This is a genomic window from Cohnella hashimotonis, from assembly GCF_030014955.1.
GTDB lineage: Bacteria > Bacillota > Bacilli > Paenibacillales > Paenibacillaceae > Cohnella > Cohnella hashimotonis.
In genome coordinates this window covers 831,611-857,425 of record NZ_JAGRPV010000001.1, presented here as the reverse complement: position 1 = coordinate 857,425, position 25,815 = coordinate 831,611, and the positions used below count along the sequence as shown (strand labels likewise).

At 59.5% G+C, this 25,815-nt stretch carries 20 protein-coding genes; 7 read left to right on the top strand and 13 right to left on the bottom strand.

Features of this window, described 5'->3' with window-relative positions; all coding sequences use genetic code 11:
• Positions 1–33: 33 nt before the first annotated feature.
• The 8 genes from KB449_RS03440 to KB449_RS03405 form a co-directional block, all read right to left on the bottom strand.
• On the bottom strand, positions 34–1,107 hold the full coding sequence (locus KB449_RS03440; protein WP_282907026.1) for an ABC transporter substrate-binding protein: 1,074 nt from the start codon (positions 1,105–1,107) through the stop codon (positions 34–36).
• Positions 1,104–1,907, bottom strand: a complete 804-nt coding sequence (locus tag KB449_RS03435; RefSeq protein WP_282907025.1) for an ABC transporter permease — start codon at positions 1,905–1,907, stop codon at positions 1,104–1,106. The genes KB449_RS03440 and KB449_RS03435 overlap by 4 nt, the downstream gene beginning before the upstream one ends.
• Positions 1,904–2,710, bottom strand: a complete 807-nt coding sequence (locus tag KB449_RS03430; RefSeq protein ID WP_217591659.1) for an ABC transporter permease — start codon at positions 2,708–2,710, stop codon at positions 1,904–1,906. Before KB449_RS03430 ends, KB449_RS03435 begins: the two co-directional genes overlap by 4 nt.
• Positions 2,700–3,815: an ABC transporter ATP-binding protein gene (locus tag KB449_RS03425; protein WP_282907024.1), complete on the bottom strand. Its 1,116-nt coding sequence runs from the start codon at positions 3,813–3,815 to the stop codon at positions 2,700–2,702. The genes KB449_RS03430 and KB449_RS03425 overlap by 11 nt, the downstream gene beginning before the upstream one ends.
• Positions 3,816–4,402: 587 nt before the next feature.
• Positions 4,403–5,290, bottom strand: coding sequence for an RpnC/YadD family protein (locus KB449_RS03420; RefSeq protein ID WP_282907023.1), 888 nt, complete (start codon positions 5,288–5,290; stop codon positions 4,403–4,405).
• Positions 5,291–5,427: 137 nt separating this feature from the next.
• Positions 5,428–6,306, bottom strand: a complete 879-nt coding sequence (locus tag KB449_RS03415; RefSeq protein ID WP_282907022.1) for a sugar phosphate isomerase/epimerase family protein — start codon at positions 6,304–6,306, stop codon at positions 5,428–5,430.
• A gap of 67 nt (positions 6,307–6,373) precedes the next feature.
• Positions 6,374–7,228 carry a sugar phosphate isomerase/epimerase family protein gene (locus tag KB449_RS03410; protein WP_282907021.1) on the bottom strand — a complete coding sequence of 285 codons (855 nt, stop codon included), beginning with the start codon at positions 7,226–7,228 and terminating at the stop codon, positions 6,374–6,376.
• Between the two features lie 35 nt (positions 7,229–7,263).
• Entirely contained in the window at positions 7,264–8,322 is a 1,059-nt protein-coding gene (locus tag KB449_RS03405) for a Gfo/Idh/MocA family protein (protein ID WP_282907020.1), read from the bottom strand.
• A gap of 117 nt (positions 8,323–8,439) precedes the next feature.
• Here KB449_RS03405 and KB449_RS03400 point away from each other — a divergent pair, with 117 nt between their 5' ends.
• The 3 genes from KB449_RS03400 to KB449_RS03390 all read left to right on the top strand — a co-directional run bounded on the left by KB449_RS03400 (position 8,440) and on the right by KB449_RS03390 (position 12,382).
• Entirely contained in the window at positions 8,440–9,318 is an 879-nt protein-coding gene (locus tag KB449_RS03400) for a helix-turn-helix transcriptional regulator (protein ID WP_282907019.1), read from the top strand.
• A gap of 186 nt (positions 9,319–9,504) precedes the next feature.
• Positions 9,505–11,289, top strand: a complete 1,785-nt coding sequence (locus KB449_RS03395; RefSeq protein WP_282907018.1) for a class I adenylate-forming enzyme family protein — start codon at positions 9,505–9,507, stop codon at positions 11,287–11,289.
• On the top strand, positions 11,282–12,382 hold the full coding sequence (locus KB449_RS03390; RefSeq protein WP_282907017.1) for an acyltransferase family protein: 1,101 nt from the start codon (positions 11,282–11,284) through the stop codon (positions 12,380–12,382). Before KB449_RS03395 ends, KB449_RS03390 begins: the two co-directional genes overlap by 8 nt.
• Before the next feature lie 51 nt (positions 12,383–12,433).
• Here the strand turns inward: KB449_RS03390 and arfA are convergent, their stop codons facing one another.
• Positions 12,434–13,969: an arabinosylfuranosidase ArfA gene (arfA, locus tag KB449_RS03385; RefSeq protein ID WP_282907016.1), complete on the bottom strand. Its 1,536-nt coding sequence runs from the start codon at positions 13,967–13,969 to the stop codon at positions 12,434–12,436.
• Positions 13,970–14,312: 343 nt separating this feature from the next.
• Here arfA and KB449_RS03380 point away from each other — a divergent pair, with 343 nt between their 5' ends.
• The 4 genes from KB449_RS03380 to KB449_RS03365 all read left to right on the top strand — a co-directional run bounded on the left by KB449_RS03380 (position 14,313) and on the right by KB449_RS03365 (position 21,095).
• Complete coding sequence (locus KB449_RS03380) at positions 14,313–15,224, top strand: ArsR/SmtB family transcription factor (protein ID WP_282907015.1); 912 nt, start codon at positions 14,313–14,315, stop codon at positions 15,222–15,224.
• 415 nt (positions 15,225–15,639) lie between these two features.
• Positions 15,640–19,092, top strand: coding sequence for a DUF5695 domain-containing protein (locus KB449_RS03375; protein WP_282907014.1), 3,453 nt, complete (start codon positions 15,640–15,642; stop codon positions 19,090–19,092).
• Between the two features lie 587 nt (positions 19,093–19,679).
• Positions 19,680–20,558: an alpha/beta hydrolase gene (locus tag KB449_RS03370; protein ID WP_282907013.1), complete on the top strand. Its 879-nt coding sequence runs from the start codon at positions 19,680–19,682 to the stop codon at positions 20,556–20,558.
• A gap of 27 nt (positions 20,559–20,585) precedes the next feature.
• The gene (locus KB449_RS03365) at positions 20,586–21,095 is read left to right on the top strand and encodes a phosphoesterase (protein WP_282907012.1); all 510 of its coding nucleotides are present in this window, start codon (positions 20,586–20,588) and stop codon (positions 21,093–21,095) included.
• A 142-nt stretch (positions 21,096–21,237) separates the two neighbouring features.
• Here KB449_RS03365 and KB449_RS03360 read toward each other — a convergent pair whose 3' ends face one another.
• The 4 genes from KB449_RS03360 to KB449_RS03345 form a co-directional block, all read right to left on the bottom strand.
• Positions 21,238–22,257: an ABC transporter substrate-binding protein gene (locus KB449_RS03360; protein WP_282907011.1), complete on the bottom strand. Its 1,020-nt coding sequence runs from the start codon at positions 22,255–22,257 to the stop codon at positions 21,238–21,240.
• A 91-nt stretch (positions 22,258–22,348) separates the two neighbouring features.
• On the bottom strand, positions 22,349–23,953 hold the full coding sequence (locus tag KB449_RS03355) for an AraC family transcriptional regulator (RefSeq protein WP_282907010.1): 1,605 nt from the start codon (positions 23,951–23,953) through the stop codon (positions 22,349–22,351).
• A gap of 84 nt (positions 23,954–24,037) precedes the next feature.
• Positions 24,038–24,637 carry a response regulator transcription factor gene (locus KB449_RS03350; RefSeq protein WP_282907009.1) on the bottom strand — a complete coding sequence of 200 codons (600 nt, stop codon included), beginning with the start codon at positions 24,635–24,637 and terminating at the stop codon, positions 24,038–24,040.
• Positions 24,634–25,770 carry a sensor histidine kinase gene (locus KB449_RS03345; protein WP_282907008.1) on the bottom strand — a complete coding sequence of 379 codons (1,137 nt, stop codon included), beginning with the start codon at positions 25,768–25,770 and terminating at the stop codon, positions 24,634–24,636. The genes KB449_RS03350 and KB449_RS03345 overlap by 4 nt, the downstream gene beginning before the upstream one ends.
• Positions 25,771–25,815: the final 45 nt, after the last annotated feature.

The following is a 25,815-nucleotide window of genomic DNA, read 5'->3' as shown; positions in this document are numbered from 1 at the left end:
TCCGCGTATGCTACGCTTCTTATACGCAATGATTTACTTTTTGTGCATTTTAAATTCGAGGAACAGCTCGTTGTAGTGCGCGAGCATCCGCTTGCCCAAATTATCGTATACTTCAAGCTTATCCGTCAACGCGGGCTCCGGATAGAAGCGCTTGTCCTCCGCGATCTCGGCCGGCAGGACCGGAATCGCCTTGGCGTTGGGAGTCGCGTAGCCGACGTACTCGGCGTTTTGCGCCGCGTTTTCCGGCTCGAGCATGAAGTTCATGAACTTGAGCGCGCCGTCCAGGTTGCGGGCCGTCTTCGGAACGACCATGTTGTCGAACCAAAGGTTCGAGCCGTCCTTCGGAATGACGTAGTCGAGCTTGTCGTTCTCGTCCATGATCTCCGAGGCGTCCCCGGACCAGACAAGGCCGACAGCGGCCTCTTCGCCCGCCAGCAGCATCTTGATCTCGTCCCCGACGAGCGCCTTGACGTTCGGCGTCAGCTTCTTGAGCTTGGCGAGCGCCTCCTGCAAATGCGCTTCATTCGTATCGTTAAGCGAATAGCCGAGGCTGTTGAGTCCCATCCCGATGACCTCGCGCGCGCTGTCGACGAGCAGGATGTTGTTGCGCAGCGACGGATCCCACAGATCGTCCCAGCTGTCGAACTTCAGGTCGCCGACCAGCTCGGGGTTGTATACGATGCCGACCGTTCCCCAGAAGTAGGGGATCGAGTAAACGTTGCCCGGGTCGAACGACTGGTTCAGGAAACGGGCGTCTATATTCGCAAGGTTTGGCAGCTTGGCATGGTCGATCGGCAGCAGCAGGTTTTCCTCGCGCATCTTGCCGATCGCATAGTCGGACGGGACCGCGATGTCGAACGTCGTGCCGCCCTGCTCGATCTTGGTCATCATCGCCTCGTTCGAGTCGAACGTCTGGTAGATGACCTTGATACCGGTCTCTTGCTTGAACTTGTCCAGCAGGTCGGGATCGATGTAATCGCCCCAGTTGTATACGGTGAGCGTATCCGCGCCCGAGTAGCCCTGCGAGGAATTGAGCCTGTTGATAGCGATGAGCAGGCCGCCCGCGATGACGAGGACGGCGATGAATGTCCGGACCAGGCTGTTCATCGCGGCACCCCCGTTCCGAGTCGCTTCGCGCTGCGCCGGTTCAGCACGTAGTAGCCGAGCACGATGAGCAGCGTGAACAGGAAGATAAGCGCCGACAGTGCGTTGATCGACAGAGAGACGCCCTGCCGCGCGCGCGAGTAGATCTCGACGGACAGCGTGGAGAAGCCGTTGCCGGTGACGAAAAAGGTGACGGCGAAGTCGTCGAGCGAGTATGTCAGCGCCATGAAAAATCCGGCAAAAATGCCCGGCTTGATAAACGGCACGATGACCCGCGACAGCACCTGCCAGCCGCTCGCGCCCAGATCGCGCGCCGCATCGATAAGCGTTGGGCTCATCTCCTGCAGCTTGGGCAGCACCATGAGCACGACGATCGGCACGCTGAACGCGATGTGCGACAGCAGCACGGACGTGAAGCCGAGCCGGATGCCGGCCATCGTGAACATGACGAGCAGCGACGCGCCGATGATGACGTCCGGACTGACGATCAGCACATTGTTCATCGATAGCAGCGCATTGCGCGAACGCCTCGTTCGCGTCCGCATGATGGCGAGCGCCCCGATCACGCCGAGAATCGTCGAAATGGTCGACGACAGCAGCGCGATGACGACCGTGTTCAGCACGATGATGAGCAGGCGCGCGTCCTGAAATACTTCGCCGTAATATTCAAGCGTGAAGCCCTCAAAGCCATGCATCGTGCCGCCGCTGTTGAACGAGTAAAAGATCATGTAAGCGATCGGCGCGTACAAAACCGCGAACACGACGATCAAATAAGCCGACTGCCAGCGTCTTGCCGCCCTCATCGTCTCACCCTTCCTGCCTGGCCGGTCCCCGTGAGCAGCATGATGACGACCATGGCGATGATCAGGAACACCGCGATGGCCGCGCCCATTCCCCAGTCCTGCGTGACCAGAAAGTGCTGCTCGATCGCGGTGCCGAGCGTGATGACCCGGTTGCCCGCCACGAGCCGCGTGATCATGAACAGCGACAGCGCAGGGATGAACACAGCTTGGCAGCCCGCCTTGACGCCGTCAAGCGTGAGCGGGAAGACGACCTTGCGGAACGTCGTCCAGCCGGAGGCCCCGAGATCCCGCGCCGCGAATACGAGCGAAGGATTCAGGTCCTCGAGCGCATTATAGACCGGCAGGATCATGAACGGGATAAAAATGTACACCGATACGAACACGAAGCTGAAGTCGGTGAACAGAATCTGTTGGCGGCCGATCCCGAGCGCCTCGAGCGCGCCGTTGACGAAGCCGTACGTGCCGAAGATGCCGAGGAAAGCGTACACCTTTAGCAGCAGATTGACCCAGCTCGGCAGGATGAGCAGCAGCAGCCACAGCTGCTTGTGCTTCATCTTGGTCAGCGCGTATGCGGCCGGGTAGGCGATCAGCAGTGAGAACACGGTAATCAAGAAGGCGTACCAGATCGAGCTGACCGTCATTTTCAGATAGATCGGCGTCAGAAACTTCTCGTAGTTGCCGAACGTGAAGCCACCATCGATGTCGAAGAAGGAATCGTAGACAATAAGAGCGATCGGAATGACGATGAACAGCGCCATCCAGGCCAGATATGGCGCCAGGTAGACGTTGCGCTTAGCGTTCATTGGCGCTCTCCTCGTACGCGAGCAGCCGCCGGTCGAACTCTTCCTCGGTCTCGCCGAAGCGCATGACATGAATCGCCTCCGGATCGAAGCCGAGTCCGACCCTTTCCCCAACCGTCGCTCGCTTCGTCGAATGCACCATCCACTCGTTGCCCGCGTCGTCGTAGCCGATGATCTCGTAGTGTACCCCGCGGAACAGCTGCGAATCGACCTTCACGACCAGCTTGCCCGATTCGGGCGGCGTAATCTCCAGATCCTCGGGACGGATGACGATCTCGACAGGCTCGTCCGGCCGGAAGCCGCCGTCCACGCACTCGAACGTATGCCCCGCGAAGCGGACCTCGTAGTCGCGGACCATCTGCCCCGCCACGATATTCGACTCCCCGATAAAGTCGGCCACGAAGCGGTTGATCGGCTCATCGTAAATGTCCGTCGGCGTGCCGCTCTGCTGGATCGTGCCTTCCTTCATGACGAAGATCTCGTCCGACATCGCCAGCGCTTCCTCCTGGTCGTGCGTGACGAAGATGAACGTAATGCCAAGCCGTCGCTGCAGCTCGCGCAGCTCGTACTGCATCTCTGTGCGCAGTTTGAGGTCGAGCGCCGACAGCGGCTCGTCCAGCAGCAGCACCTGCGGCTCGTTCACGATCGCCCGCGCGATCGCCACCCGCTGCCGCTGGCCGCCGGACAGCTCGGTGATCTGCCGCTTCTCGTAGCCCTTCAGGTTGACGAAGCGCAGCGCCTCAAGCACCTTGTTCTCGACGTCCGCCTGCTTCATGCGCTTGATCCGCAGGCCGAAGGCGACGTTCTCGAACACATCGAGATGCGGGAACAGCGCGTAGTCCTGGAACACCGTATTCACCTGGCGCTCGTTGGCGGGTACGCGGTTGATCACTTTCCCGTCAAAATAAATCTCGCCCGACGACGGTTCCTGAAACCCCGCGATCAACCGCAAAATCGTCGTTTTGCCGCAGCCCGACGGCCCGAGCAGCGTATAGAACTGCCCGCGCCGAATCTCGAAGCTCACTTCCTTCAGGACGGTCTCCCCGTCATCGTAACTTTTGGTCACCCGCTCGAAGCGGATGATCGGCTGCTCTGCGCTTGCGCCCATTCCGACTCTCCCATCTATGCGAACCCTGTCGATTCTCTTATTATCTCCTATTACCCCGATATCGCAACCGCCGTCCGCGTTCGCGAGCCCAGAAGGCGATTATGCTCGCGCACCGCGCTTGCGGCCCAAGTTTCAGGTCCATCGCCTTCTCTACAGCCTGCGATCACGTTCGCACGCCGCGTTTACGGCCAATCGCCTTCTCTACAGAAGGCGATCACGTTCGCACGCCGCGTTTTCGCCCCATCGCCTTCTCTACAGAAGGCGATCATGCTCGCATGCCGCGTTTTCGCCCCATTGCCTTCTCTACAGAAGGCGATCATGCTCGCGCCCAACGTTTCCGGCCCATCGCCTTCTCTACAGAAGGCGATCATGCTCGCATGCCGCGTTTTCGCCCCATCGCCTTCTCTACAGAAGGCGATCATGCTCGCATGCCGCGTTTTCGCCCCATTGCCTTCCCTACAGAAGGCGATCATGCTCGCGCCCAACGTTTCCGGCCCATCGCCTTCTCCACAGCAGGCAACCACACGAAAAGCCGGCAAGGCGCCCAAGCATGCGCCATGTCGGCTGGACAGCTTATCTTCCGCTTCTTATCTAGTCTCGGCGCGTAGCCGTTCGATCTCGTCGATCGGCAAGCCGGTCAGATCCTGGATGAGCTCCGGCGCCATTCCTTTGCCGAGCATACGGACGGCGATAGTGCGCTGGCTCTCGGCCATCCCTGCTTCACGACCTTCTTCCCGGCCGTCCGCCCTGCCCTGCTTCCACCAGCTGTTTTCCCATTCCATGATCTTGGCCACTTGACTCGCCTCCCCTTGCTTCATTCGGTCGACTTCAAGTTTCAACAGCTCTTCCTCGTCCGGACCGAGCCTGATGTACGATTCAAAAAAGACGGCCAACAGCTCCATCCGCGCCGGATCGAGCTCCAACCGGATCAGCATCCGCAAAAATGCCAGCTTGACCTGCAGCGATTCGCTTTTATTATAGCCCAAACTGCTGAGCAGCGCAGCAGCGACGGGATTGGCAGACCCAACGAACTCCCGCCAGTTGCGATGTTTGAGCTGCAGCCGCAGATAACGGAAGCGCATGACGTCAAGGAACGGAAACGACCAGCCGAACCGGTCCGGCTCGGCACGCTTGCGCCCGTGGCTGAACACCGCGATCGGCAAGATGCGCCTGCGGTGCGTCTCGTACAGCTTCGATGCGTACAAAAACATCCGCTCCGCGAATGCCGGCTCATAATAGGATTGCGGTTCAATGTGGATGATGATTAGCGTCTCCTCGCCCCTTAGCCTAGTCTCGATCAGCAAATCCACGCGCCCTTTCCGGCCGCCCGCCAAGTCTGTCGCGACCTCCTCCGACAGAAACACCGTATGCGAAAAATCGATTTCCTTCGCGACGTCGGGAAAAAACAGCTCCATGAATTCCTTGAAAAACGTTCGAATGAGCGTCTTGAACAACTGATCGTGATCCAGCTTCAACCTCCGCGCCTCCTCGCCCGAACGCAAAAACGCCGCCCGGGCTCCCGTAGGAGCCGAGCGGCGCATGCTTTGCGTCCGTATCGCATCTATGCGATCATCTTACCATCGCGGCACGACCGCGGCAACTTCCCTTCCGATTACCTGAACCCGCGAAGAAAATCGACGGCCAGCTTAATATCCCGCTCCGGACTCTCGCCGACCTCGCGCTCGATCGTCAGGAAGCCCTCGTAGCCGATATCCTGCAGCGCCTGCAGGTAAGCGGGCCAATCCACGCCGCCCTCGCCGAGCGGCAGCTCGCGGTAGTATTCGCCGGACTCGCCCTGCTCCGCCAGCTTTTCGTGCGACATCGCCTCGTAGCCGAGCGCGCCGTAAATATTGCGGGGATCCGTCTCCTGCAGCCGGATGCCGTCCTTGGCGTGCGTGTGCACGATATAATCGCGAAGATTGTAGACGCCTTGCACCGGATCGTCGCCCGTCACCATGACCATGTTGGCCGGATCGAAATTGACCGACACGCCCTTCGTGCTCATCTTGTCGAGGAAGCCCTTCAGACGCGCCGAAGTCTCGGGGCCGGTCTCGATCGCGAAAAAGGCGCCACGCTCGCTCGCGTAACGGCCGAGTTCCTCGACCGCATCGTGCATCGCGGCGTACACGTCGCTTGACTCGTCCTCGGGCACGATGCCGATATGCGTCGTGACCACGTTCGTGCCGAGGTCGAGCGCCAGATCGAGAATCCGCTTGGACTTCTCGACCTTCCAGCCGTTCTCGCGACGGTCCTGGAAGCCGTGTCCCGCGAGATCCCCGACGAGCGCGGAGATCCGCAGGCCCAGCGAATCTACGTATGCGCGCAGTTCCGCTCTAGCCGCCGCATCCAGCTTGTCCGGATCCATCTCGCCTTCCACAGCGTAGATCTGTACGCCCTCGGCGCCGATCTCCTTCGCCTTCAGCAGTCCGTCGCGCACGCCCACCCGGAAGCTGTCGACGATGACGCCGATCGGATTCGCGATTTGCACCATACGTTTTTGTCCCCTTCCTCTTTCAAGTTGCCTTTACCCGGCTTATCCTTTAACCTGCATTTCCAACTTACACTTCCGACCAGATGCGCCGCGCGTTAGCCAGCCCGATGCGCGAGCCCTGCTTGCACTCTTCCATGCCCTCGAACTCCAGCGACAGATAGCCGTCGTAGCCGGAAGCCTTCACTGCGCGCAGCACCTCGCGCACGTCGATGTCGCCCTGGCCGAAAATCGAGCCCCGCAGGTAATTGCCGGCCGCCGTCTTAAACCAGCCCTCGCCGGGATCTCGGTCGCCGCGCCGCAGGTAGAAATCCTTCAAGTGCACGATAGACGCCTCGCCGATCGACCGCTTGACAGCCGCCGCCGGATCCTCGTCCAGGCACATGTAATTGCCGATGTCGAGGGTAAGGCGGAAGTTCGGATGATTCGTCTCCGCCAGCAATCCCAGCACCCGCTCGCTGGACTGCATGTAGTAGCCGTGATTTTCCACGCTGGTCACGACGCCGACCGATGCCGCGTACTCCGCGATGCGGCGGCAAGCATCCGCCAATCTCGGCAGCTCGCGCCAGAATTGTCCGACCGATGCGCCTTGGCGCGAGGCGACGTCGTGCCGCATCTTCTTGACGCCGAGCGCGAGCGCGATGTCGACTTCGCCCTTGACGCGTTCGATCTCCGCTTCGTACGCCTCTTCGTCTTCGACCGCAAAATTCGCCCCAACCGCGTAGTTGGAAATCTCGAGCCCCGCAGCAGCAGCACGGGCCACGATCTCTTCAATCAATCCCGGCGTCCGGATATCGAAGCCGATCGGTACGATCTCGACGTGCTCGCAGCCCTGCTCCGCGATCCAGTCGATCGCGCCCGTCACCGTCAACTCGCCCGATTCGATCGCGCGGTACAAGCTATATGTGCTGAGTCCCAGCTTCATTCCCGTTCACTCCTTTATACCCCTTGCGTCTTAAATTACAGCTCAATCTCTTTGCCCAGCTCAGCCGACTCATAGATCGCGCGCAGAATCCGCATCATCGTCAGACCGTCCTCGACCGGGCTCAGCGGCTCCGTGCCGGAAGTCGCCGAAGCGATAAAGCTGTCGATTTCCGACTGGAACGCTTGCTGGAAGTTGAACTTCAGGCTGTCGACCTGCGGGGTCACGTTCAGGATCGTGTCATGCCGCTCCGAGACGATCGTCAGCTCCGGATCGATCTCGAAGCCGCCCTTGGTGCCGTACAGCCTGACCGCGGACTCGTCGCTCTTGGCATGCAGCGCGTAGCTGACTTCGACGAGCAGGGACGCGCCGTTCTCGAACCGGATGAGCGCGTTCGCCAGATCCTCGACCGTATTGCGCGAAGCGTCGTAGTCGGCCGCCTGGTAGAAGGACAGACCCTTGACGTTCGAGCGGTTGCCGAGCTTGTTGTATACGTTGCCGCTGACCGACTTCACCTTCGGACGGCCCATCAGATACCAGGACAAGTCGATGACGTGCACGCCGATATCGATCAGCGGACCGCCGCCCGAACGGTCCTTGTCAGCGAACCAGCCGCCCGGATTGCCCAGACGTCGGATCAGGGACGCTTTTGCATAATAAAGCTCGCCGAATTCGCCTTGCTCCGTGAAGCGCTTGGCCAGTTGAGCGTTTGCGTCGTAGCGGCGGACGAAGCCCACTTGCAGTATACGGTCGCTCGACCGAACCGCGTCGCGTACGGCTTCGGCTTCTTCCACCGTCATGCTGAGCGGCTTTTCCACGAGCACGTGCTTGCCCGCCTTGACCGCGGCGATCGCGATCTCCGCGTGCGTATGGTTCCATGTGCAAACGCTGACGGCTTCCACTTCCGGATTCGCCAGCAGGTCATGATAGTTCGTGTAGACGCTCGAAGCGCCGTATTTCTCCGCCGCCTTGTCCGCGCGCTCTCTGTTCAGGTCGCAGACCGCGACGATCGTTGCGTTCTTGTTGGCCGCGTATGCATTCAAGTGCGATTCAGAGATCGAACCCGTGCCGATAACGCCGATGCCCAGCTTTTTCACAGGTATTGCCTCCCTCTACTCATTTGTCTACCTGTACTATAAAATGAATAGAGCAGACCAGCCATGAATAGCTATGCTGGCAATTTGTAATATTGTGCGATATGGAGGTGCCGCCGCATGGACCGCAATCCCGCGCTGCTGGAGCCCATGGATATGCCCGATCCCCAATTTCCGCTCAAGATCCATCAATGCCGCATCGAGCGGATCGGGACCACCGCTTTTCCTTCTCATTGGCACGAGCATATGGAGTTTCTATATATCGTCGAAGGCCGGGCGCGCATTTCCTGCAACGCCGACAGCTTTGACGTCGGTCCCGGAGACTTGATCGTCGTCAACTGTGCCGATCTTCATCATGGCGTGAGCCTTTCGGATCATTTGTTTTATTATGCGGTCATCTTCGATCCCGACCTGCTGCACAGCCATCGGATCGACTCGGCCGAGACGAAGTTTATTACGCCGATCGTCCGGTCCCGCATCCGCTTCGCGAACCTGATCGCCGGCGATGCCGCCATCAAGGACAGTCTCGACGAACTGATCGCCGAGTTTCAAAAAAAAGATGTCGCTTACGAGCTCTCGGTTAAATCGTGTCTGTTCCGGCTGCTCGCGGTCATGCTCCGCGGACATGTCGCCGAGAGCATGCCGCAAGGCGAGTTGGCTTCCCGCATCAGACGGCTGACTCGGATCGAGCCGGTGCTGCAGTATATCGAAGATAACTATGCCAAGCGGCTTGACGTGGAGACGCTGGCCGGCATCGCGGGCATGAGCCGTTATCATTTCAGCCGCGTCTTCAAGGAGCTTACCAGCCGCTCGGTCACCGATTACGTGAACTTCGTGCGAATCGGCCGCTGCGCCCAGGACCTGCGCTATACGAACAAGACGGTGTCGGAGATCGCGCTCGAGCACGGCTTCAGCGATATCTATTATTTCAGCCGACTGTTCAAGAGCTATTGCGGCGTCTCCCCTTCCTCCCTGCGCGGACGCACCGCGCCAGCCTGACCGACAGCCAGTCCGCTAAAAGCCGGAGCAGGACCGTTTCCCGGACGGCCGCTTCAGGCTTTTTGTCGTTATTGCGCCGTTTGACGGAGATTCCGTCGGATAGCGGCGTATCGGCATTTTTCCTATATCAACAAATTGTAACGTTATGTATACTAATTGTATCAAAATCATAGAGGAGGACGCCCTATGAAGGACAGGGCATGGACGGCGCCGCGCGACACGGTTCCCGAACTTCTGCGAAACCGCGCCAGACGATCGCCGAACGACATCGCATTCAGCTTCCCCGGCTTCGATCAGCATTACGACTGGCGGACGATCTGGGAGGAAGTCCGAAGGTTGTCCGAGGGCATGCTCTCGCTCGGCATACGCCCCGGAGACAGAGTCGCCTTGCTCATGCAGGGACGAATAGAACTCGTCCTTCTTATCTTCGCTTCAGCCTGCATCGGGGCCGTCGCGGTCCCCCTTAATACATACAGCAAAAAAGAAGAGCTGCGCGCGCTCCTCGCGGACTGCAAGCCGGCTGCCTTGTTGTTGGACAAAGAGGGCCAGCGACAATCGTACGTGACCATGGTCGCCGAGCTGCTCGCGGAGACGGGAGGCGCGCAAGGCCATCATGCCGAATGCCCGGTGCCGCGTCATCTGTTCGTGCTCGCGGAGCGGGCGGAGGTCCGCGCGCCTTTCCGCGCCTACGCGGAGCTGGCCGAAGAAGCGGCCAAGGTCGGACCGCAAGCATTCGGAAATGCCGCCGCCGGGCGCGACCTCCGCGACCCGCTCGTCCTCCTTTATACATCCGGCACCTCCGGCAAACCCAAGGGCGTACTCCGCTCCACAGCGTCCTTTATGACTGCCGCCCGATCTCCCAAACGCACAGGCCCGGCCTCGGCCTTGCTGATTCGGCTGACGGACCGGCTGACGCGCAAGCTGTCCGTCATGAGTCTGCTGCCCCTCTACCATATGGGCGGGTTCGGTACGATCTTCACTGCCTTGAAGGCCTGCTCGATCCGCATCGTCATGCTCAGCCACTACAGTCCGAACAGCGCGCTCGCCTTCATCGAACGCTTCAAATGCCGCGTTCTGATCGGCACCCCGTTCATGATCGAGCAGATGCTCTCCTCCGAAGCGAGGGACAAGCACGACCTGCGCAGCCTGCTCGGGCTCGTATTCACGTCTTCCGCCGTCGACCGCCGCGTGCTCGATCGCATCGCGCGGGAGCTGCATATCTACTTTTTCATGGTCAGCTACGGCTCGACCGAGGCGGGCGCGGTCGCCAACGGTGTCTGCATTACGGACCGCAAACCCCATCCGGTGCTGTCGCCGCTGTATGGCCTGTTCATGCAATCGAAGCTGGTGAGCGGGTTCATCGGACTGCAGCAGTTCATGTCGTGCGAATACAGTCTGGCCGGCAAGGTGGATAAAAACGTAGAGGTGGCGATCGTGGACGCCGAGACCGGCGCCCGGCTGCCGGCCGGGGAACAAGGCGAGATCCGCATCCGGAGCCACCGGGTCATGCGTTATGCCGGACAGTCGGATGCCGAAGACGCAGGACCTTCTGCAGACGGCTGGTTCCGCTCCGGCGATCTCGGTTACCTGGACGCGAGCGGCCATCTGATCGTTACCGGCCGTATCAAGCGCATCATCTCCCGCGGCGGGGAAAAGATCTCGCCCGTCGAGATCGAACATGCGCTGCTCAAGCTTCCCGGCGTCGAAGCGGCGTTTGTCGTAGGCGTGCCCGACGACAAATACGGAGAGCAGGTGTGCGCCTGCATCGTCCCCCGCCGCGACGCCACGCTCATCACCGAGAAAATCAGGCACGACCTCGCCGGCATGCTGTCCGCCTTCAAGATTCCCGCACACATTCTATACGTGCCGTATCTGCCCATGTCCCCGACTGGCAAAATCGCGGTGGCAGACGTGCGCGGACTGGCGCTCGCCCAGCTCGGGGAACCCGCGGAGAGCAGGCGCAATGCGTAGCTATTATCCCGGCATCACGCTGTTCAAGGTGCTTGGCTGCATACTCGTCGTTTTTTCCCACGAGCTGTTCCTTCCGATCATGTCGACGATGGACAACCGCCAACTGTCTTTTGCCGGCCTGTCGTTTGGCACCGTCGTGCCGGGTTTTTACCTGATCGCAGGCTTTCTCGCTTATCAAGGCTGGATGCATGCCGCCGATGCGGGCGCGTATGTGCGGAAGTATGTATCTCGGATTGCGATCGTGTACGGGCTGTTGTGCCTGCTCAACACGGGACGTCAGATCGCGGGCGCGATCCTGCACGGCGATACGAGCGCGAGCGGACTGCTGGCATTGGGAAAAAGAGTCGCGCTCCGGATCTTCGTCGAGGGCGCTTACCAGCAGCTTTGGTTCATCCCGCCGCTGATCTTCGGTATTCTCGTATCGTATGCGCTCGTATCGGGCGGACGCGAGCGGCAGTTGATCGGGCTCGCGGCGCTGGCGCTCGCGGCAGCGCAGTGCCTCGCCGGCACGCCGAGCGGACCGGTCAGATCGGCCTGGCCCGAGCTGTTCGGGTCTGAAGGCGCGCGGATGGCGGCGAAGGCGCTCGTCAACTACGGCGGCTTCGGACTCGTCTTCGTCGGCGCGGGCGTGCTGCTGGCACGGCATGAGGAAGCGTTCAAAAGGCTGCCGGTCCGTCCGCTGCTCGCGCTCACCGGCCTCCTAGCCGCCGCGGAGACCGCCTTTCTATGGAGAACGGCAGACTGGAGCGACGATTACAGACTGGCCTTTTCGACGCTGCCGGCTTCGGTATTGATGTTCTACGGCATCGTGCGCATACGCTGGGATGCGGTCAGGCGGCATCATCGGCTGCTCAACCGATTCAGCCTCGTGACTTTTTTCGGCCATACGCTGTTGATCAAGCTCGACCTGCTCGCGCTCGGACGGACCCATGCGAACCCTGGCGTACTGCAGGAGATCTTGATATCCTTCCTCACGCTGGCGCAATGCGCGGCGCTGACCTACGCATGGATGCGCTTGGTCAAGCAACGCGGCGAGCGCCCGTCGGTCCCCCGGTTAACCGAGGGACAGGCCGAAGTCTCCAGGGCGGGATAGCGGGATAGGCCGTATTCCCTCGTGCTTCGCCGTCAGCCTTCGCGCCGGGTATCACGCCGACGTCTGCGTCTCGCCGTGCGCCAGACGCAGCCGGATCATGTGCCAGGACAGCGGACCGAGCGTGGCCGCGAGCCGTCCGCCGTCTACTATGGCGTCCCCGCGGCCATGAGGAACGACGCGGTAAGGCTCGCGCGCCGTGTTGGTCGCCTTCGGATCGTCGCTCTCCAGCGTCTGATGCTCGATGACCGCAAGGTCGCCAAAGCTGCGAATATCCGCCGCCAGCCGCATCGGCTCCCGCTGATCCTTGTTGACGAGAAACACCGCGAGCTCTCCCGCCGCCTCGTCGTATACGGCCGCGACATCCAGGTAGGGCACGTCCGTATAGTCTTTGCTGTCGTACTTGGGCGACTCGATCAGCGGATGCAAGGATACGCCGCGACCGTACAGCGAAGCCTGCATGAACGGATAAAAGATCGTCTGCCGCCAGGCGGCTCCGCCCGTCTCGGTCATAATCGGCGCAATGACGTTGACTAGCTGGGCCAGGCAAGCGATTTTCACCCGGTCCGCGTGGCGCAGCAGGGTGATCAGCATGCTGCCTACGAGAAGCGCGTCCTCGTGCGTATAGACGTCCTCGAGCAGCGGCGGCGCCGTCTGCCAGGGCCGCTGCTTGGCGTCCGCATCGTTCGAATGGAACCAGACGTTCCACTCGTCGAACGACAGCCGCATCGTTTTTTTGCTCCGCTTCTTGGCTTTGATATAATCGCAGATCGCCGTCACCTCGCGGATAAAGGCGTCCATGTCCAGCGAGGCGGCCAAGTAGTTGCCCGTATCGCCGTCCAGATTGCCGTAGTACGTATGGAGCGACAAATAGTCGACCTCGTCGTACGTGTGATCGAGCACGGTCGCCTCCCATTCGGCGTAGGTCGCCATTTTGCGGGCCGAACTGCCGCAGACGACCAGCTCGATCGAGTCGTCCACCCACTTCATCGCCTTCGCCGTCTCGGACGCCAGCCTGCCGTATTCCGCCGCCGTTTTGCGTCCGATCTGCCAGGAACCGTCCATCTCGTTGCCCAGACACCATGTCTTGAAGCCATGCGGCTCCGGATAACCGTGAGCGATGCGCAGGTCGCTCCAGTACGTGCCGGAAGGATGATTGCAATACTCGACCAGGCTGCGTGCCGCATCGACGCCTCTCGTTCCCAGATTGACGGCCATGTTCACCTCGGCGCCGACCGAATTCGCCCAGACTGCGAATTCGTTCGTACCGACAGCGTTCGGCTCGACCGTGCGCCAGGCCAGATCGAGCCTGCGGGGCCGCTCCGCGGCGGGACCTACCCCGTCCTCCCAATTGTAGCCGGACAAGAAGTTGCCCCCGGGATACCGAAGCAGCGGAACGCGCAGCTCGCGGACAAGCGCCGCCACGTCCCGACGGAATCCGCTCTCGTCGGCTTCAGGATGCCCCGGCTCGTAAATACCGCCGTATACGGCCCTGCCCAGGTGCTCGACAAAGGAACCGAACAGCCTGTTGTCGACCTCTCCCGCGATATAATCCTTATCGAGTATCAGCTTGCTTTGCTTTGCATCCAATACGCTCTCTCCCTCATGTTCAGCTCTTTTATTCTATTTATTTTAAAACTATTTAAAACAATTTATATTTTTATAATATTTTGTATAATTCTCCCTGTCAATAAGATTGAATGCGCTTTCCGAAAAAGTGTTATAAATTTATTTAAAATTAAAGTATCGCCCACTTTCGCTTAATCGACTGAATTTTTATTGTCCTGCGGCCTTTTCCGCCACGCCTTCCTTCGCTTCAAACAGAATCATTGTTTTAAACATTTATTTGACCCCATAGATGAAATATAATTAGAAAAATGCCAAAACGCGTCTTCGCCGGACGACTATCCGCAAGCAGAGGAGAACGCCGTTCATGATCCATATCAAGGAACTCAAATCGGGAATAAATATATTCAAGGCGCTTAGCTCCGAGATCCGCATCCAGATCCTCGACCTGCTGGTCAAGCACCATAACCTGAATCTGAACGACTTGGCGCAGAAGCTCAACTTGACCAACGGGGCCATCACGATGCATATCAAAAAGCTGGAGGAGAGCGGGCTCATTCACATCGTCACGAACGTGGGCAAGCACGGGCTGCAAAAGATGTGCCATCTGAACGAGGACAAGCTGCTGGTGGAGCTGCGGGGAAAAGAGGAGGACAACTTCTACGAAACGGAGCTGCGGGTCGGCCACTACAGCAACTATGCTGCCGTCCCTACTTGCGGACTGGCAACCAAGGACAGCCTGATCGGCACGTTCGACGATCCGCGTTACTTCGCCGATCCGAGCCGCGTGGACGCCGGCATCGTATGGCTCACCGAAGGCTTCCTCGAATACCGGGTTCCCAACTATTTGAAGCCGACCCAGAGCTTCAAGGAACTCCAGTTCATGATGGAGATCGGCTCGGAGGCGCCCGGCACCTCCGAGAATTGGCCGTCGGATATCACCTTCTCCCTGAACGGCATGAAGCTTGGCACCTGGACTTGTCCGGGCGACTTCGGCGACGTGCGCGGCACTTACAATCCCGATTGGTGGCCGCAGAACTGCAATCAATACGGCTTGCTCAAGATCGTCCGCATCAACGACGAGGGCAGCTTCATCGACGGTTACCGGATCGGCCAATTGACGTTGCCCGAGCTCGATCTGGACTACAAGAGCGATCTGATGTTCCGGATCGAGGTCGATCCGGAATCGGCGAATAAAAAAGGGCTGACCGTGTTCGGCCGCAACTTCGGAAATTACGATCACGACATTCTGATCCGCGTGCTGTATCTGGAAGAATAACGACAGTCCGTCTGCCTCCGCCCTGCCGGATAGGCCAATTGTTGCACTTGGCCCATCGAGCGGGGTTTTCTTTCAGATGCCCCCTTATCCTTTCCCCTCCGGATTTCCGAACCTCCGCTTCGCATTTAATTTAAACAAATTAAAAATAGTTTAAAACTTTCTGCAACTTAATTTTAGCCAAATCCATAAGAAAAGCAAGGAAAATATCCAAAAAATAGTTTATATAACGCTTACATCATTGGATTGACAATTCGTTTGACTGGAAATATGATGTAATCGAAAAACAGTTTTAGATTTATTTAAAACTATGCAAAAAAAGGGCGGTGATGTCCAGGCAAGCTTGGCGCATTCTCGGGAGCGGAGTCGAGAGAGATGGTCCTGTGCATCGAGCCTCACACTAAGGAGGAATAAGATAATGATCGAGTCCGGGTTAAAGCCACGCAGAAAGGCGCTCTACTACTCGGCGATCCTGGCGGCAGCAGCTGCAGTATGGCTGGTTTCCCCCAAGGATGCTTCAGCCTACACGCTAAGCAGCGGCAGCTTCAACGTCACGACCGGCACGAATGGCGAAATCAGCAGTCTGACGATTGCCGGCGACTCGTTCGCCACGAACTATGTGATGAACGGCACCAACGCTCCCAACCAGAATACGTCCGATCATCAATGGCTGGGCGAGCTGATGTTCACCTACCGGCTAGGCAGCGGGGCCTGGACCAAGGCCTGGACGAGCAAATCGGCGGATGCGCGGACGCAAAGCCAGTCCGGCAGCACGGTCAACGTTACCTACCAGAACTCCGCCAATGCAGAAGGCATCCGCAACTTCAAGGTGGACCAATCCTACTCCCTTGCGAGCGACTATCTGCGCTGGCAGATCACGGTCACGAACACCAGCACGCAGACGCTGGAGATCGGCGACTTCGGACTGCCGCTACCGTTCAATGAATTCTGGTCCGGCGGCAACAATGAAGAGATCTACGAGACCCGCGTCGTCACGCATTCGTTCGTCGGCAACAACAACTCCTACATCACCGCGCAGCGTCCGAGCGGTATCGGACCGTCGCTCCTGATGGTCCCCGACGCGACGACCGGCGCCGGATTCGAGTACATGGACAACTGGCGGACCGAGGAGCACCCGGGCAGCACCTGGGCGGCGGATCAGGGCGGATGGCCGGAGGGCCTGACCGTTTTCTACATCCATTCCAACGTCATCAAGAGCACGAACCGCGGCTACCTGACCAATACAAGCTTGACGCTCGCGCCGGGCGCAAGCAAGACGTACGCCTTCAAGTTTTTCAAGGCGAACGGCGAACAAGGCGTCAAGGACCGGCTGTACAGCGAAGGACTTATCGACGTCAACGTCGTCCCCGGCATGATTGTCCCCACCAACCAGACGGCGAAATTCGATCTCCATACGTCCAAGACGATTGCCTCCGTGACTTCGGACGCCCCTTCGCAGACGACGATCGCCTCGCTCGGCACGACCGGCACCGACCACAAGCTCTACTCGCTCTCGATGAGCAAGCTCGGACCGAACAATATCACCGTGACGTACGGCAGCGGCGAGAAGACGGTCCTGCAGTTCTATGCGATCGAACCGATCGACCTTGCCTTGCAGCGCCACGCGACCTTCATGGTGAACAATCAGCAGTGGAACGCTCCCGGCACGATCAAGGACAAAGTGTACGACGACTGGATGATGCAGACCAAAGCCAAGCGCAACAACTTCACGGGCTACTGGGGCTGGGGCGACGACTGGGGCCTGACCCACGGGCAATTCCTCGCCGAGAAAAACGTGCAGACGCCAGTCGCTTCGGAGGTCACGTCCCTCGATCAGTATTTGGAGACGGCGATATGGACCAATCTGATGAACGGCCACCACATCGACTATCTCGTGCCCGACTTCCTGATGGCCTCGCCCAACACGACGCCGACTTATCGCGGCTATGCCTACCCTCACATTTACAATACCTACTTCAGCATGTATAAGATCGCCAAGCTGTATCCCGGACTGGTCACCTATATCCAGCCGCGGACGACCTACCTGCTCCGCGCCTACAATATCATGAAGGCGTTATACGATGGTCCGGTCGCCTACAACTGGAACACCGGCCTGATGGGCGAGCTGACGACGCCAGAGATCATCAAGGCGCTGCAGGACGAAGGCTACACGACGCAGGCGAACGACATCATCGCCAAGATGGCGACCAAGTACAACAACTTCAGCGGCGCCGCCTATCCGTACGGCTCCGAGTACAACTACGATAACACGGGCGAGGAAGCCGTCTACACCCTGGCCAAGATGAACAACAACAGCACGATCAAGAGCAAGATCAATACGAAAACGCGGGCCACGCGCGGCCAGATGCCGCTGTGGTACCTCTACTCTGTACCGGTCACGATCACTGGAGAGCCCTGGTGGAACTTCCAGTACACCGTCTCGCTGGCAGGCTACGCGATGGACGATTGGGTACGCACCGGCTCGACGAGCCCAGAGGTCGAGCAGCGGCTCACGTACGCAGCGAAGATCGCCAACGTCAGCGCGATCAACTCCGGCCAGATCAGCTCCGATCCGGCCAACATCGGCGCCGTGTCCTGGACGTACCAGATGACCAAAGGCAACGCAGGCGCGCTCGGTCTGGACGGCGGACCGCTGTTCAACGGCTGGCGCGGCATGTCCGGCGAAGCCGATCTAGGCCTGTTCGGCGCGATCAAGATCCTGAGCGCCGACATCGCCGTCGATCCCATCTTCGGCCTGTACGGCTATGGCGCCGACGTTGCGCTTACCGGCGGCAATTACGTCATCACGCCTAAGGACGGCGTCGGACAGCGGCTGAACCTCATCACCGAAAAGCTCGGCATGACGCTCGAGCGCGACAAATATACGGCGGCGACCGTCGCCCAAGCGAAAAACTACGTCAACTTCACGCTTCAAAACGTGACGAGCGGCACGGCGCACACGACAAAAGTCGCCTTCACGGGATTGGCCGCCGGCTCGTACAACGTACTCGTGAACAACGCCGTCGTCGGCAGCGTCACGGCCGCGAACGGACAGACGACCACCGTCTCGCTCAGCATCGGCACGGCTGCAACCTACGACATCAAGCTGCAGGCCGGCACGCCGCCCGTTCAGCCCGAGATCATCGCCTCCTACAACATGAACCAGACATCCGGCACGACGGCGACCGACGGCTCTAGCAACGGCAAACATGCCACGCTGTCCGGCGGCACCTCTTGGGTAGCCGGCAAAGCCGGCAACGGCCTCGCGCTGAACGGCACGAACGCCTATGCCAGCCTGCCCTCCGGCATCGTAAGCTCGCTTAACGATTTCACGATCTCGACTTGGGTCAAGGTGATCGCCAACAGCGACTGGGCGCGCATCTTCGACTTCGGAACAGGGACGAACAACTATATGTTCCTCGCTCCACAGTCCGGCGGCACGGGCGGATTGCGGTTCGCGATCACGACCTCGGGCAACGGCAGCGAGCAGACGATGACAGCTTCGACGCCGCTCGCGACCGGGACCTGGAAGCATGTCGCCGTTACTTTGTCCGGCACGACGGCCCGGTTGTATGTGGACGGCGTGCAGGTGGCCACGAATACCTCCATGACGCTGAAGCCGTCAAGCCTCGGCAGCACGAATCTGAACTATATCGGCAAGTCCCAATACGCCGATCCTTATCTGAACGGCGCGATCGACGATTTCCACATCTACTCGCGGGCGCTGTCGGCGACGGAGATCTCGGCGCTGTTTTCGGGCGGCGCATCCCTGATCGCACAGCCGGCGAACGCCCTGGAGTCCGGAACAGCAGCCGGCGAAGCCGATCGCTTGGACGGTGAATCGACCGCCCCTTCGAACGCGGAATCTTAAGCAGATCTTTTAATGCAAGCCCCCTTCGGAAGAAGCTGCCCCAAAAGTCATGAAAATGACCGGGGGCGGCTTCTTGCTTTTCCGGCTATCGACTTGTAGAACCTGCGCAAGGAGGCATGTCATGCGTATGAGGATAGCGCAATTTTGCGCTATTCCGGCGCATCCCGTTAGTGGCGGCGAGTCGATAGCGGCTGAGCATGCGATCATAGCGCAATTTTGCGCTATTCCGGCGCATCCCGTTAGTGGCGGCGAGTCGATAGCGGCTGAGCATGCGATCATAGCGCAATTTTGTGCTATTCGGGCGCATCCCGGTAGTGGCGGCGAGTCGATAGCGGCTGAGCATGCGATCATAGCGCAATTTTGCGCTATTCGGGCTCACCTTGGTAGTGGCGGGCGGTCGACAGCGGCTGAGCATGCGATCATAGCGCAATTTTGCGCCATTCGGCCGCATCCCCGCTTCCACGCGGGCGGGCGAGTCGACGTTGGACGCAATCCCGCACGACTCCCTGGCCGCTTTCTTCCCAGGCATGCGTCGGCATATAATAGAAGAAATGCATCGGCGACTATCGAGCGAAGGAGTTATCCCCGTGGCCTATCAACCCTTCTCATGGACGTTGTCCGACGGAACCGTCATGGCGGCCGGCGAATGGACAGTCGGCGGCGAAAACGAACGCGCCTCCTCGGCCGCGCCATCGGCCGTCGTGCTGATCGTGCACGGCATGGGCGAGCATATGGGACGCTACCACCATGTCGCGTCCATTCTGAACGAGGCCGGCTACGCTGCGATCGGCTTCGATCAGCGCGGACACGGCCGAACGACCGGCAAGCGCGGCCATACGCCCAGCTACGAGGGACTGCTCGAGGGCGTGGACCAGCTGTTCGAGGAGGCGGCGCGCCGCTATCCGGACGTGCCCGTCATTTTGTATGGGCACAGCATGGGCGGCAATGTCGCGCTGAACTATCTGCTGCGGCGCAAGCCGAACGTCGCCGGCGCGGTCATCAGCAGCCCGTGGTTCAGGCTGGCGTTCGCGCCGCCGCAGGCGCAGGTCGTCATCGGCCGGCTGGTCGAGCGGTTCTATCCGGGCTTTACGAACACGCGGCCGATGAAAGTCGACCATCTGACGACCGATCCCGCGATGGCCGAGCGCTATCGCGACGATCCGCTCGGCCACGGCCACATCACGGTACGCTTCTTTTTCAGCGTGCAGCGCGCGGGACTGTGGGCGATCAAGCACGCCGAGAAGTTAAGCGCGCCGATTCTCCTCATGCACGGGGACGACGATCGGGTCACTTCGATCGCGGCCAGCAGGCAGTTCGCGGAGCGGGCCGGTCCTCTCTGCGATTACAGGGAGTGGCACGGCTACAAGCATGAGCTGCACAACGAGTTGGAACGCGAGCCGGTGCTGGCTGCAATTCGGGAATGGATCGGCGAGCGGCTAACGGACGAGAGGCGGAAAACGCGCTAAAACTTCGAGGCAGGGGAGGGTCTTCCAATGGCCAAAACGTTTTTTATATCCGATCATCACTTCGGACATCGCAACATTATCGACTTCGAGTCCAGACCCTTCGCGGATGCCGAGGAGATGACGAAGGTCATGATCGATCGGTGGAATACGGTCGTCAGCAAGGATGACGCGGTCTTTCACCTGGGGGATTTTTCGTTTTTGAATCTGGAGCGGACGCGGGGGATCGTATCCCGGCTGAACGGCAACAAGACGCTCATCCTGGGCAACCATGACCGTGGCCGGTCGCGGAGTTGGTGGCTGGAGGCCGGGTTCGAGCAGGTAAGCGAATATCCGATTATCTACAAAGATTTCTTCTTCCTCTCGCACGAGCCGATGTACATGAACAAGCATATGCCTTACGTCAACGTTCACGGGCACATCCACGGCCAGAAGTACGAGGGTAAAAATTACTTTAACGCCTGCGTCGAGCACTGGGACTATACGCCGCTTACGTTCGAGCAGATCCGGGATGCGGTGGTCGAAAGCGAGGAGCAATAACGAATCTGCGCGAAAAAGGAGCCAAAACCCCGGACCCCGCTTATAAGGGTCCGAGGCTTTGGCTCCTAATAGGAGGGGAACGCAAGTTCCGGCCGCCAGGCAGCAGAGAGGCATTCTGGCGATCCCCGCGCTTTCGTACGGCTCAGGAGGCTTGCACCGGCAATTCCGTCAACCACTTGGCCAGTTCTTCCGTTTGCGCGAGTACCGCGATCGGATCGTAATACCAGGAACGCGCTTCCGGCCAGACATAAAGCCGGTTGTTTTTTACGGCAGGCAGACTACCCCAGATCGAATCCTTTCTGAAATCCTCGACCGTGCGATTGTTCGCCGTCACGATTAAGTAGTCTCCCGCATATTGGTTCAGCGCCTCGGCGGATATTTCCACCCACTGCTTTTCCATCAACGAAGTCGCGATCGCTTTGGGAGGCTGGCGGCTAAGCGCCTGGTATACGGCCTGCCCGCCGCGTCCGAAGTTGTCCCCGTAAGCCCATACAGCCTTGTCCGTCCGTTCGAGGATGGAAAAGCTCGCATCGCTCCCGATTGCAGCATCTACTTTGGCCTTGGCTTCGGCAATTCGTCGATCATACTCGGCCAGCCATGCCTGCGCCTCCTTCTCCTTGCCGAGCGCCTTGCCGAAGAAAGTCAGCTCCTCGTGAGCATCCTTCAGGTCCCCGTAGGGCACGAGGAGCGTCGGCGCGATCTTGCTGAGTACTTCGTAGCTCTCGGCGCTGCCGGTGATGATCAGCTCCGGGTCAAGGCTCGATATGCGCTCTGCGTTCAGCTTTCCGTACTCTCCCGTATCGACGACGCCGGCGAGCGCCTCCTTATAATAAAAATTTTTCAGCGTCAGCCCTGGCGCACCGACTGGAATAATATCGAGCGCGATCAGGCTGCCCAAATATTCCTCGGCGATGATGCGCTGCGGATTAGCAGGAAAGCGGATCTCTCCTTTAATCGTCTCCACCGTCCGGTACGCCGGTTCGGCGGATGAGCTCGGCTCGGCGGGTAATGCCTGCGCGACGGCCGAAGACCCGGAAGCAGCCGCAGCGGGCGAGCCGGTCGCGGTTTCGCCGGCATTGCCGCAGCCTGCGGCGATGAAAAGCACAAAAGAAACGAGCATGACGAGTGAAAACGGACGGAACGAGAAGATGCGGGCTGGCAACGTGGTAGTCCCCCTAATAGATATTGATAATCATTCTCGATAACTATACAGGACATCCCCTATTCCGGCCACGTCTAAAAGTGATGTGCCCTCATTCAAAATTGTGACCTGGAAGCAAACAATCCGTCAGCATTTTCAATTGCTCCTGCGTGGAGAGCGGATCGAAGCCGTAGCACACCTCTGTGTCTGTCAGCATATACGCACGGCCATTGCGCACCGCCTCCATCGCGAGCCATGTCTCAGAGCGGAACAGACGCCGCAGACGCCGCCGTGCATGGGGACTGGCCGGCATTCCCGTAATAAAAACATAATCGGCGGCATATTCGGGAATCGCTTCGATCCGCGCCTCCACATAACCCCGCGCCAGACGCTCTCGAAGCCCGGCAGGCGGCCTGAATCCCAGATCTCCGTACAGAATATGCGCCGCTCGGCCAAAACACTCCCCGCAGCCGAAAGCCAGCTCCCCCGCCAACTCCCAGACGATCGCCGTACCCCGGCGTCCGTGCCGCTTGTCCATCGCCATCCGGATCTGCCCGATCTGCGCCTCATAACGCGCGAGCCATCCCTCCGCCTGCCGGGACTTATTCACCGCTTCGGCGACGGCCCTGAACTGCTCGCGCCAGCTCATCGACCTGAACGATAGACCGATGACGGGTGCTAACGGGACGAGGCTTGCATTTTCAGAAGCCTCGCCATAATGAATGATGACGTCCGGGCGAACATCGGCGACCGCTTCGTACAAGCTCTCTGCCGTATGGGCAAACGGATTTAGAGATGCGCCGACAGGGGCGTATCTCCGCTTGATCCAGGGCATATAGACCCCCAGCTCGGGCATGCTGTCCAGTGCCAGCAAGGTCGCCGTATGGTTCCAGTTCAGCGCAACGACGCGCTTGCGCTGTCTTCGGTATACGGTCGGCGACATGCCGACGACCGACTTGAACTTGCGGCTGAAATATAAGCCTTCCTTGTATCCGACTTTGTCCGCGATCGTATTTAAATCCGCCGGCTCTGTCAGCAGCCGCCGTTGGGCGCCCCGGATCCGATACAGCGTCAAATATTCGTTAAATGTCTTCCCCGTGTATTTGCGGAAAGCGCGGGAAAAGTGCTCCGGCGAAACCCCTGCATCCGCGGCCAGTTGCTCCCTGGACATTTCTTCCCCGTAATGCTCCCGAATGAATGCGGTCAACTCCTGCAGCCAGCCTGTGGCCTGGCCGTACTGGCGCTCCATCTCCCGCCGCAGCTCGATCAGCAACCGGCTGAACAGCAATTGAACTTGGTACGGCTCTGTCGAGTCCGGCTCCTGCCAGGCTGCGAGCAGCTCCGCGCCGAGCCGCAGAATGCCCGCAGAACATCGCTTCAAGCATCCGTCGGGCAGACCGCCGGCCGCTGCGGACATACCATCCTGCCCGAATCGCATATATTCGATTACGACGCCTCGCAGCGTGCCCGGCCTCGCGACGATAAGCGGCCCGGTCGTGCGCGCGACCATCGCGAAGCCGCGTGTCGGCTCGTATCCTTGCACCCCCATTCGCAGTTGCCCGCTTCCGCCCCACACCAAGACGATTCTTGCGGACCCTGGAGCGAGAGGCAGGCGTTCGTCGTCGCAGGGATCGGCCAGATCGATCAGCGACACAGGAAGGCAGAACGAATGCGCCCCGCCTTTCATTAAGACGCCGAAGAGCTGAGTACTCAACATGAAGCTCATCCTCCAATATCAATGATAATAATTCTCATTATATCACCGGAGGAATCTCGGCGCTCCCCGCGAGGCGCGGCGAGATTATTTGAACCATCCCTTCTCCCTGAAACGCTTGATGGCCTCGATCCGGTTGCTGACGTCGAGCTTGTCGAGGATAACCGATATATAGTTGCGTACGGTTCCGTTCGACAGAAACAGCTCGCTCGCGATTTCCTTCGTATTTTTGCCGTCCGCCATCAATCCGATGACTTCCTTTTCCCGCTCCGTGAGCGGGTTTTCCTCGTTGTACGCCTCGTCGACCAGCTCGGCGGCGTAGATCCGGCGGCCGGACATGATCGTCCGCAGCGAATCGGCCAGCTCGTCGCTCGGGCTGTCCTTGAGCAGATAGCCGTGCACGCCCGCCTTCACTGCGCGCTCGAAGTAGCCTGCCCGGGCGAAGGTCGTCAGGATGACGACCTTGCATCCGGACCCCCTTATCTCTTCGGCTGCGTCCAATCCGCTCTTGAGCGGCATCTCGATGTCCATAATGCACAGGTCCGGCTGATAGAGCTTGACGAGCCGCAGCGCTTCCACGCCGTTCTCCGCCTTGCCGACCACCTCCATGTCCTCCTCGAGATCGAGTACCGACGCCAACGCGCCGAGCAGCAGCCGCTGGTCTTCGGCGATGACGATTCGAATCATGGCTGCGCCTCCCCTTTTGCCTGAATCAAGATGTTCGGCACCTTGACGACGATCTCCGTACCTTCCCGCGACGCGATCTCCAGAGACCCGTTCACGAATTCAAGCCTTTCCTTCATTCCCCGAAGCCCGTTTCCTCTATGAAAGGATGCGCCGGTGCCCAGGCCTACGCCATTGTCCCGCACCCGAATGCGCAGCTCGGCCGCGGTCTGCTCGATCTCGATGGCGCAGGCGGTAGCCCCGCTGTGCTTGACGATATTCGTCACGGCTTCCTTAAGGCACATGCACGCCACGTTCTCGTTGAGCAGCGAGGTGTTCGCCAGCTTCGGATCGCCCGTCAGCGTGAACTCGATGTCCGCCGCCACGAGAATCTGCCGCAGGCGATAAATCTCGTCCTCGACATGCGTACCGCGCATCTGCGTCACCAGTTCCCGCAGCTCCTTGAGCACGTTGCGGGCCGTATGCCGGACGTCGTCGATCTCGGCTTCCGCCCGGTCCGGGTTTTTGCGGATCAGCTTGGCGACCAGATCGCTCTTGAGCCCGATCAGGGCGAGCTTCTGCCCGAGCGTGTCGTGCAGGTCGCGCGCGATGCGCTGACGCTCCTCCAGCTTCACGAGCTCGGAGATCCGCTTGTTCGCGTCGTTGAGCTCCCCCTGCAGAAGCTCGCTTTTGTTGCGGTTATAGGTCGTGACCGGCAGCAGCGTCACAGCGATGAGGCAGACGAACACGAAGGGCGCCTGCTCGATCAGCACCGAGTTGGCGTGCATGTAGCCGACGTAGACCGACAGCAGCGTCATCGCCAGATGGACCGTGTACAACGTAATAAAGCCGGCCTTCCGCTGCATGTTGCCGATAAAGAAGGCCGTAAAAATGGAAAAATAGACGTATCCGAACATCATCGTCATCGCGATCGAAAACAAAATTTGCACGGAGGTCCAAAAATAAACGAGCCAACCCTTCGAACTGAACGATAACAAATAACAAACAAAAAACGCGACGATCATAAAAATGCCGATCAGCGCGTGGTACATCGTTGAGGAACGGAACACGAAATAAAAAGGGAGGATGTAAAAGACGACCCATATATACGGGCTGAGACCCGTGCTCCGCTGGAAAATGTGATACCACTTTTGCACGGACTCCGCTCCTCTCTTCTTTCTCGTCGTCCTCTCATTGTAGCC

Coding starts and splice junctions, on each gene's coding strand:
- KB449_RS03440 (WP_282907026.1), bottom strand. CDS start 1,107: ATGAACAGCCTGGTCCGGACATTCATCGCCGTCCTCGTCATCGCGGGC.
- KB449_RS03435 (WP_282907025.1), bottom strand. CDS start 1,907: ATGAGGGCGGCAAGACGCTGGCAGTCGGCTTATTTGATCGTCGTGTTC.
- KB449_RS03430 (WP_217591659.1), bottom strand. CDS start 2,710: ATGAACGCTAAGCGCAACGTCTACCTGGCGCCATATCTGGCCTGGATG.
- KB449_RS03425 (WP_282907024.1), bottom strand. CDS start 3,815: ATGGGCGCAAGCGCAGAGCAGCCGATCATCCGCTTCGAGCGGGTGACC.
- KB449_RS03415 (WP_282907022.1), bottom strand. CDS start 6,306: ATGGTGCAAATCGCGAATCCGATCGGCGTCATCGTCGACAGCTTCCGG.
- KB449_RS03410 (WP_282907021.1), bottom strand. CDS start 7,228: ATGAAGCTGGGACTCAGCACATATAGCTTGTACCGCGCGATCGAATCG.
- KB449_RS03400 (WP_282907019.1), top strand. CDS start 8,440: ATGGACCGCAATCCCGCGCTGCTGGAGCCCATGGATATGCCCGATCCC.
- KB449_RS03395 (WP_282907018.1), top strand. CDS start 9,505: ATGAAGGACAGGGCATGGACGGCGCCGCGCGACACGGTTCCCGAACTT.
- KB449_RS03390 (WP_282907017.1), top strand. CDS start 11,282: ATGCGTAGCTATTATCCCGGCATCACGCTGTTCAAGGTGCTTGGCTGC.
- KB449_RS03380 (WP_282907015.1), top strand. CDS start 14,313: ATGATCCATATCAAGGAACTCAAATCGGGAATAAATATATTCAAGGCG.
- KB449_RS03375 (WP_282907014.1), top strand. CDS start 15,640: ATGATCGAGTCCGGGTTAAAGCCACGCAGAAAGGCGCTCTACTACTCG.
- KB449_RS03365 (WP_282907012.1), top strand. CDS start 20,586: ATGGCCAAAACGTTTTTTATATCCGATCATCACTTCGGACATCGCAAC.
- KB449_RS03355 (WP_282907010.1), bottom strand. CDS start 23,953: ATGTTGAGTACTCAGCTCTTCGGCGTCTTAATGAAAGGCGGGGCGCAT.
- KB449_RS03350 (WP_282907009.1), bottom strand. CDS start 24,637: ATGATTCGAATCGTCATCGCCGAAGACCAGCGGCTGCTGCTCGGCGCG.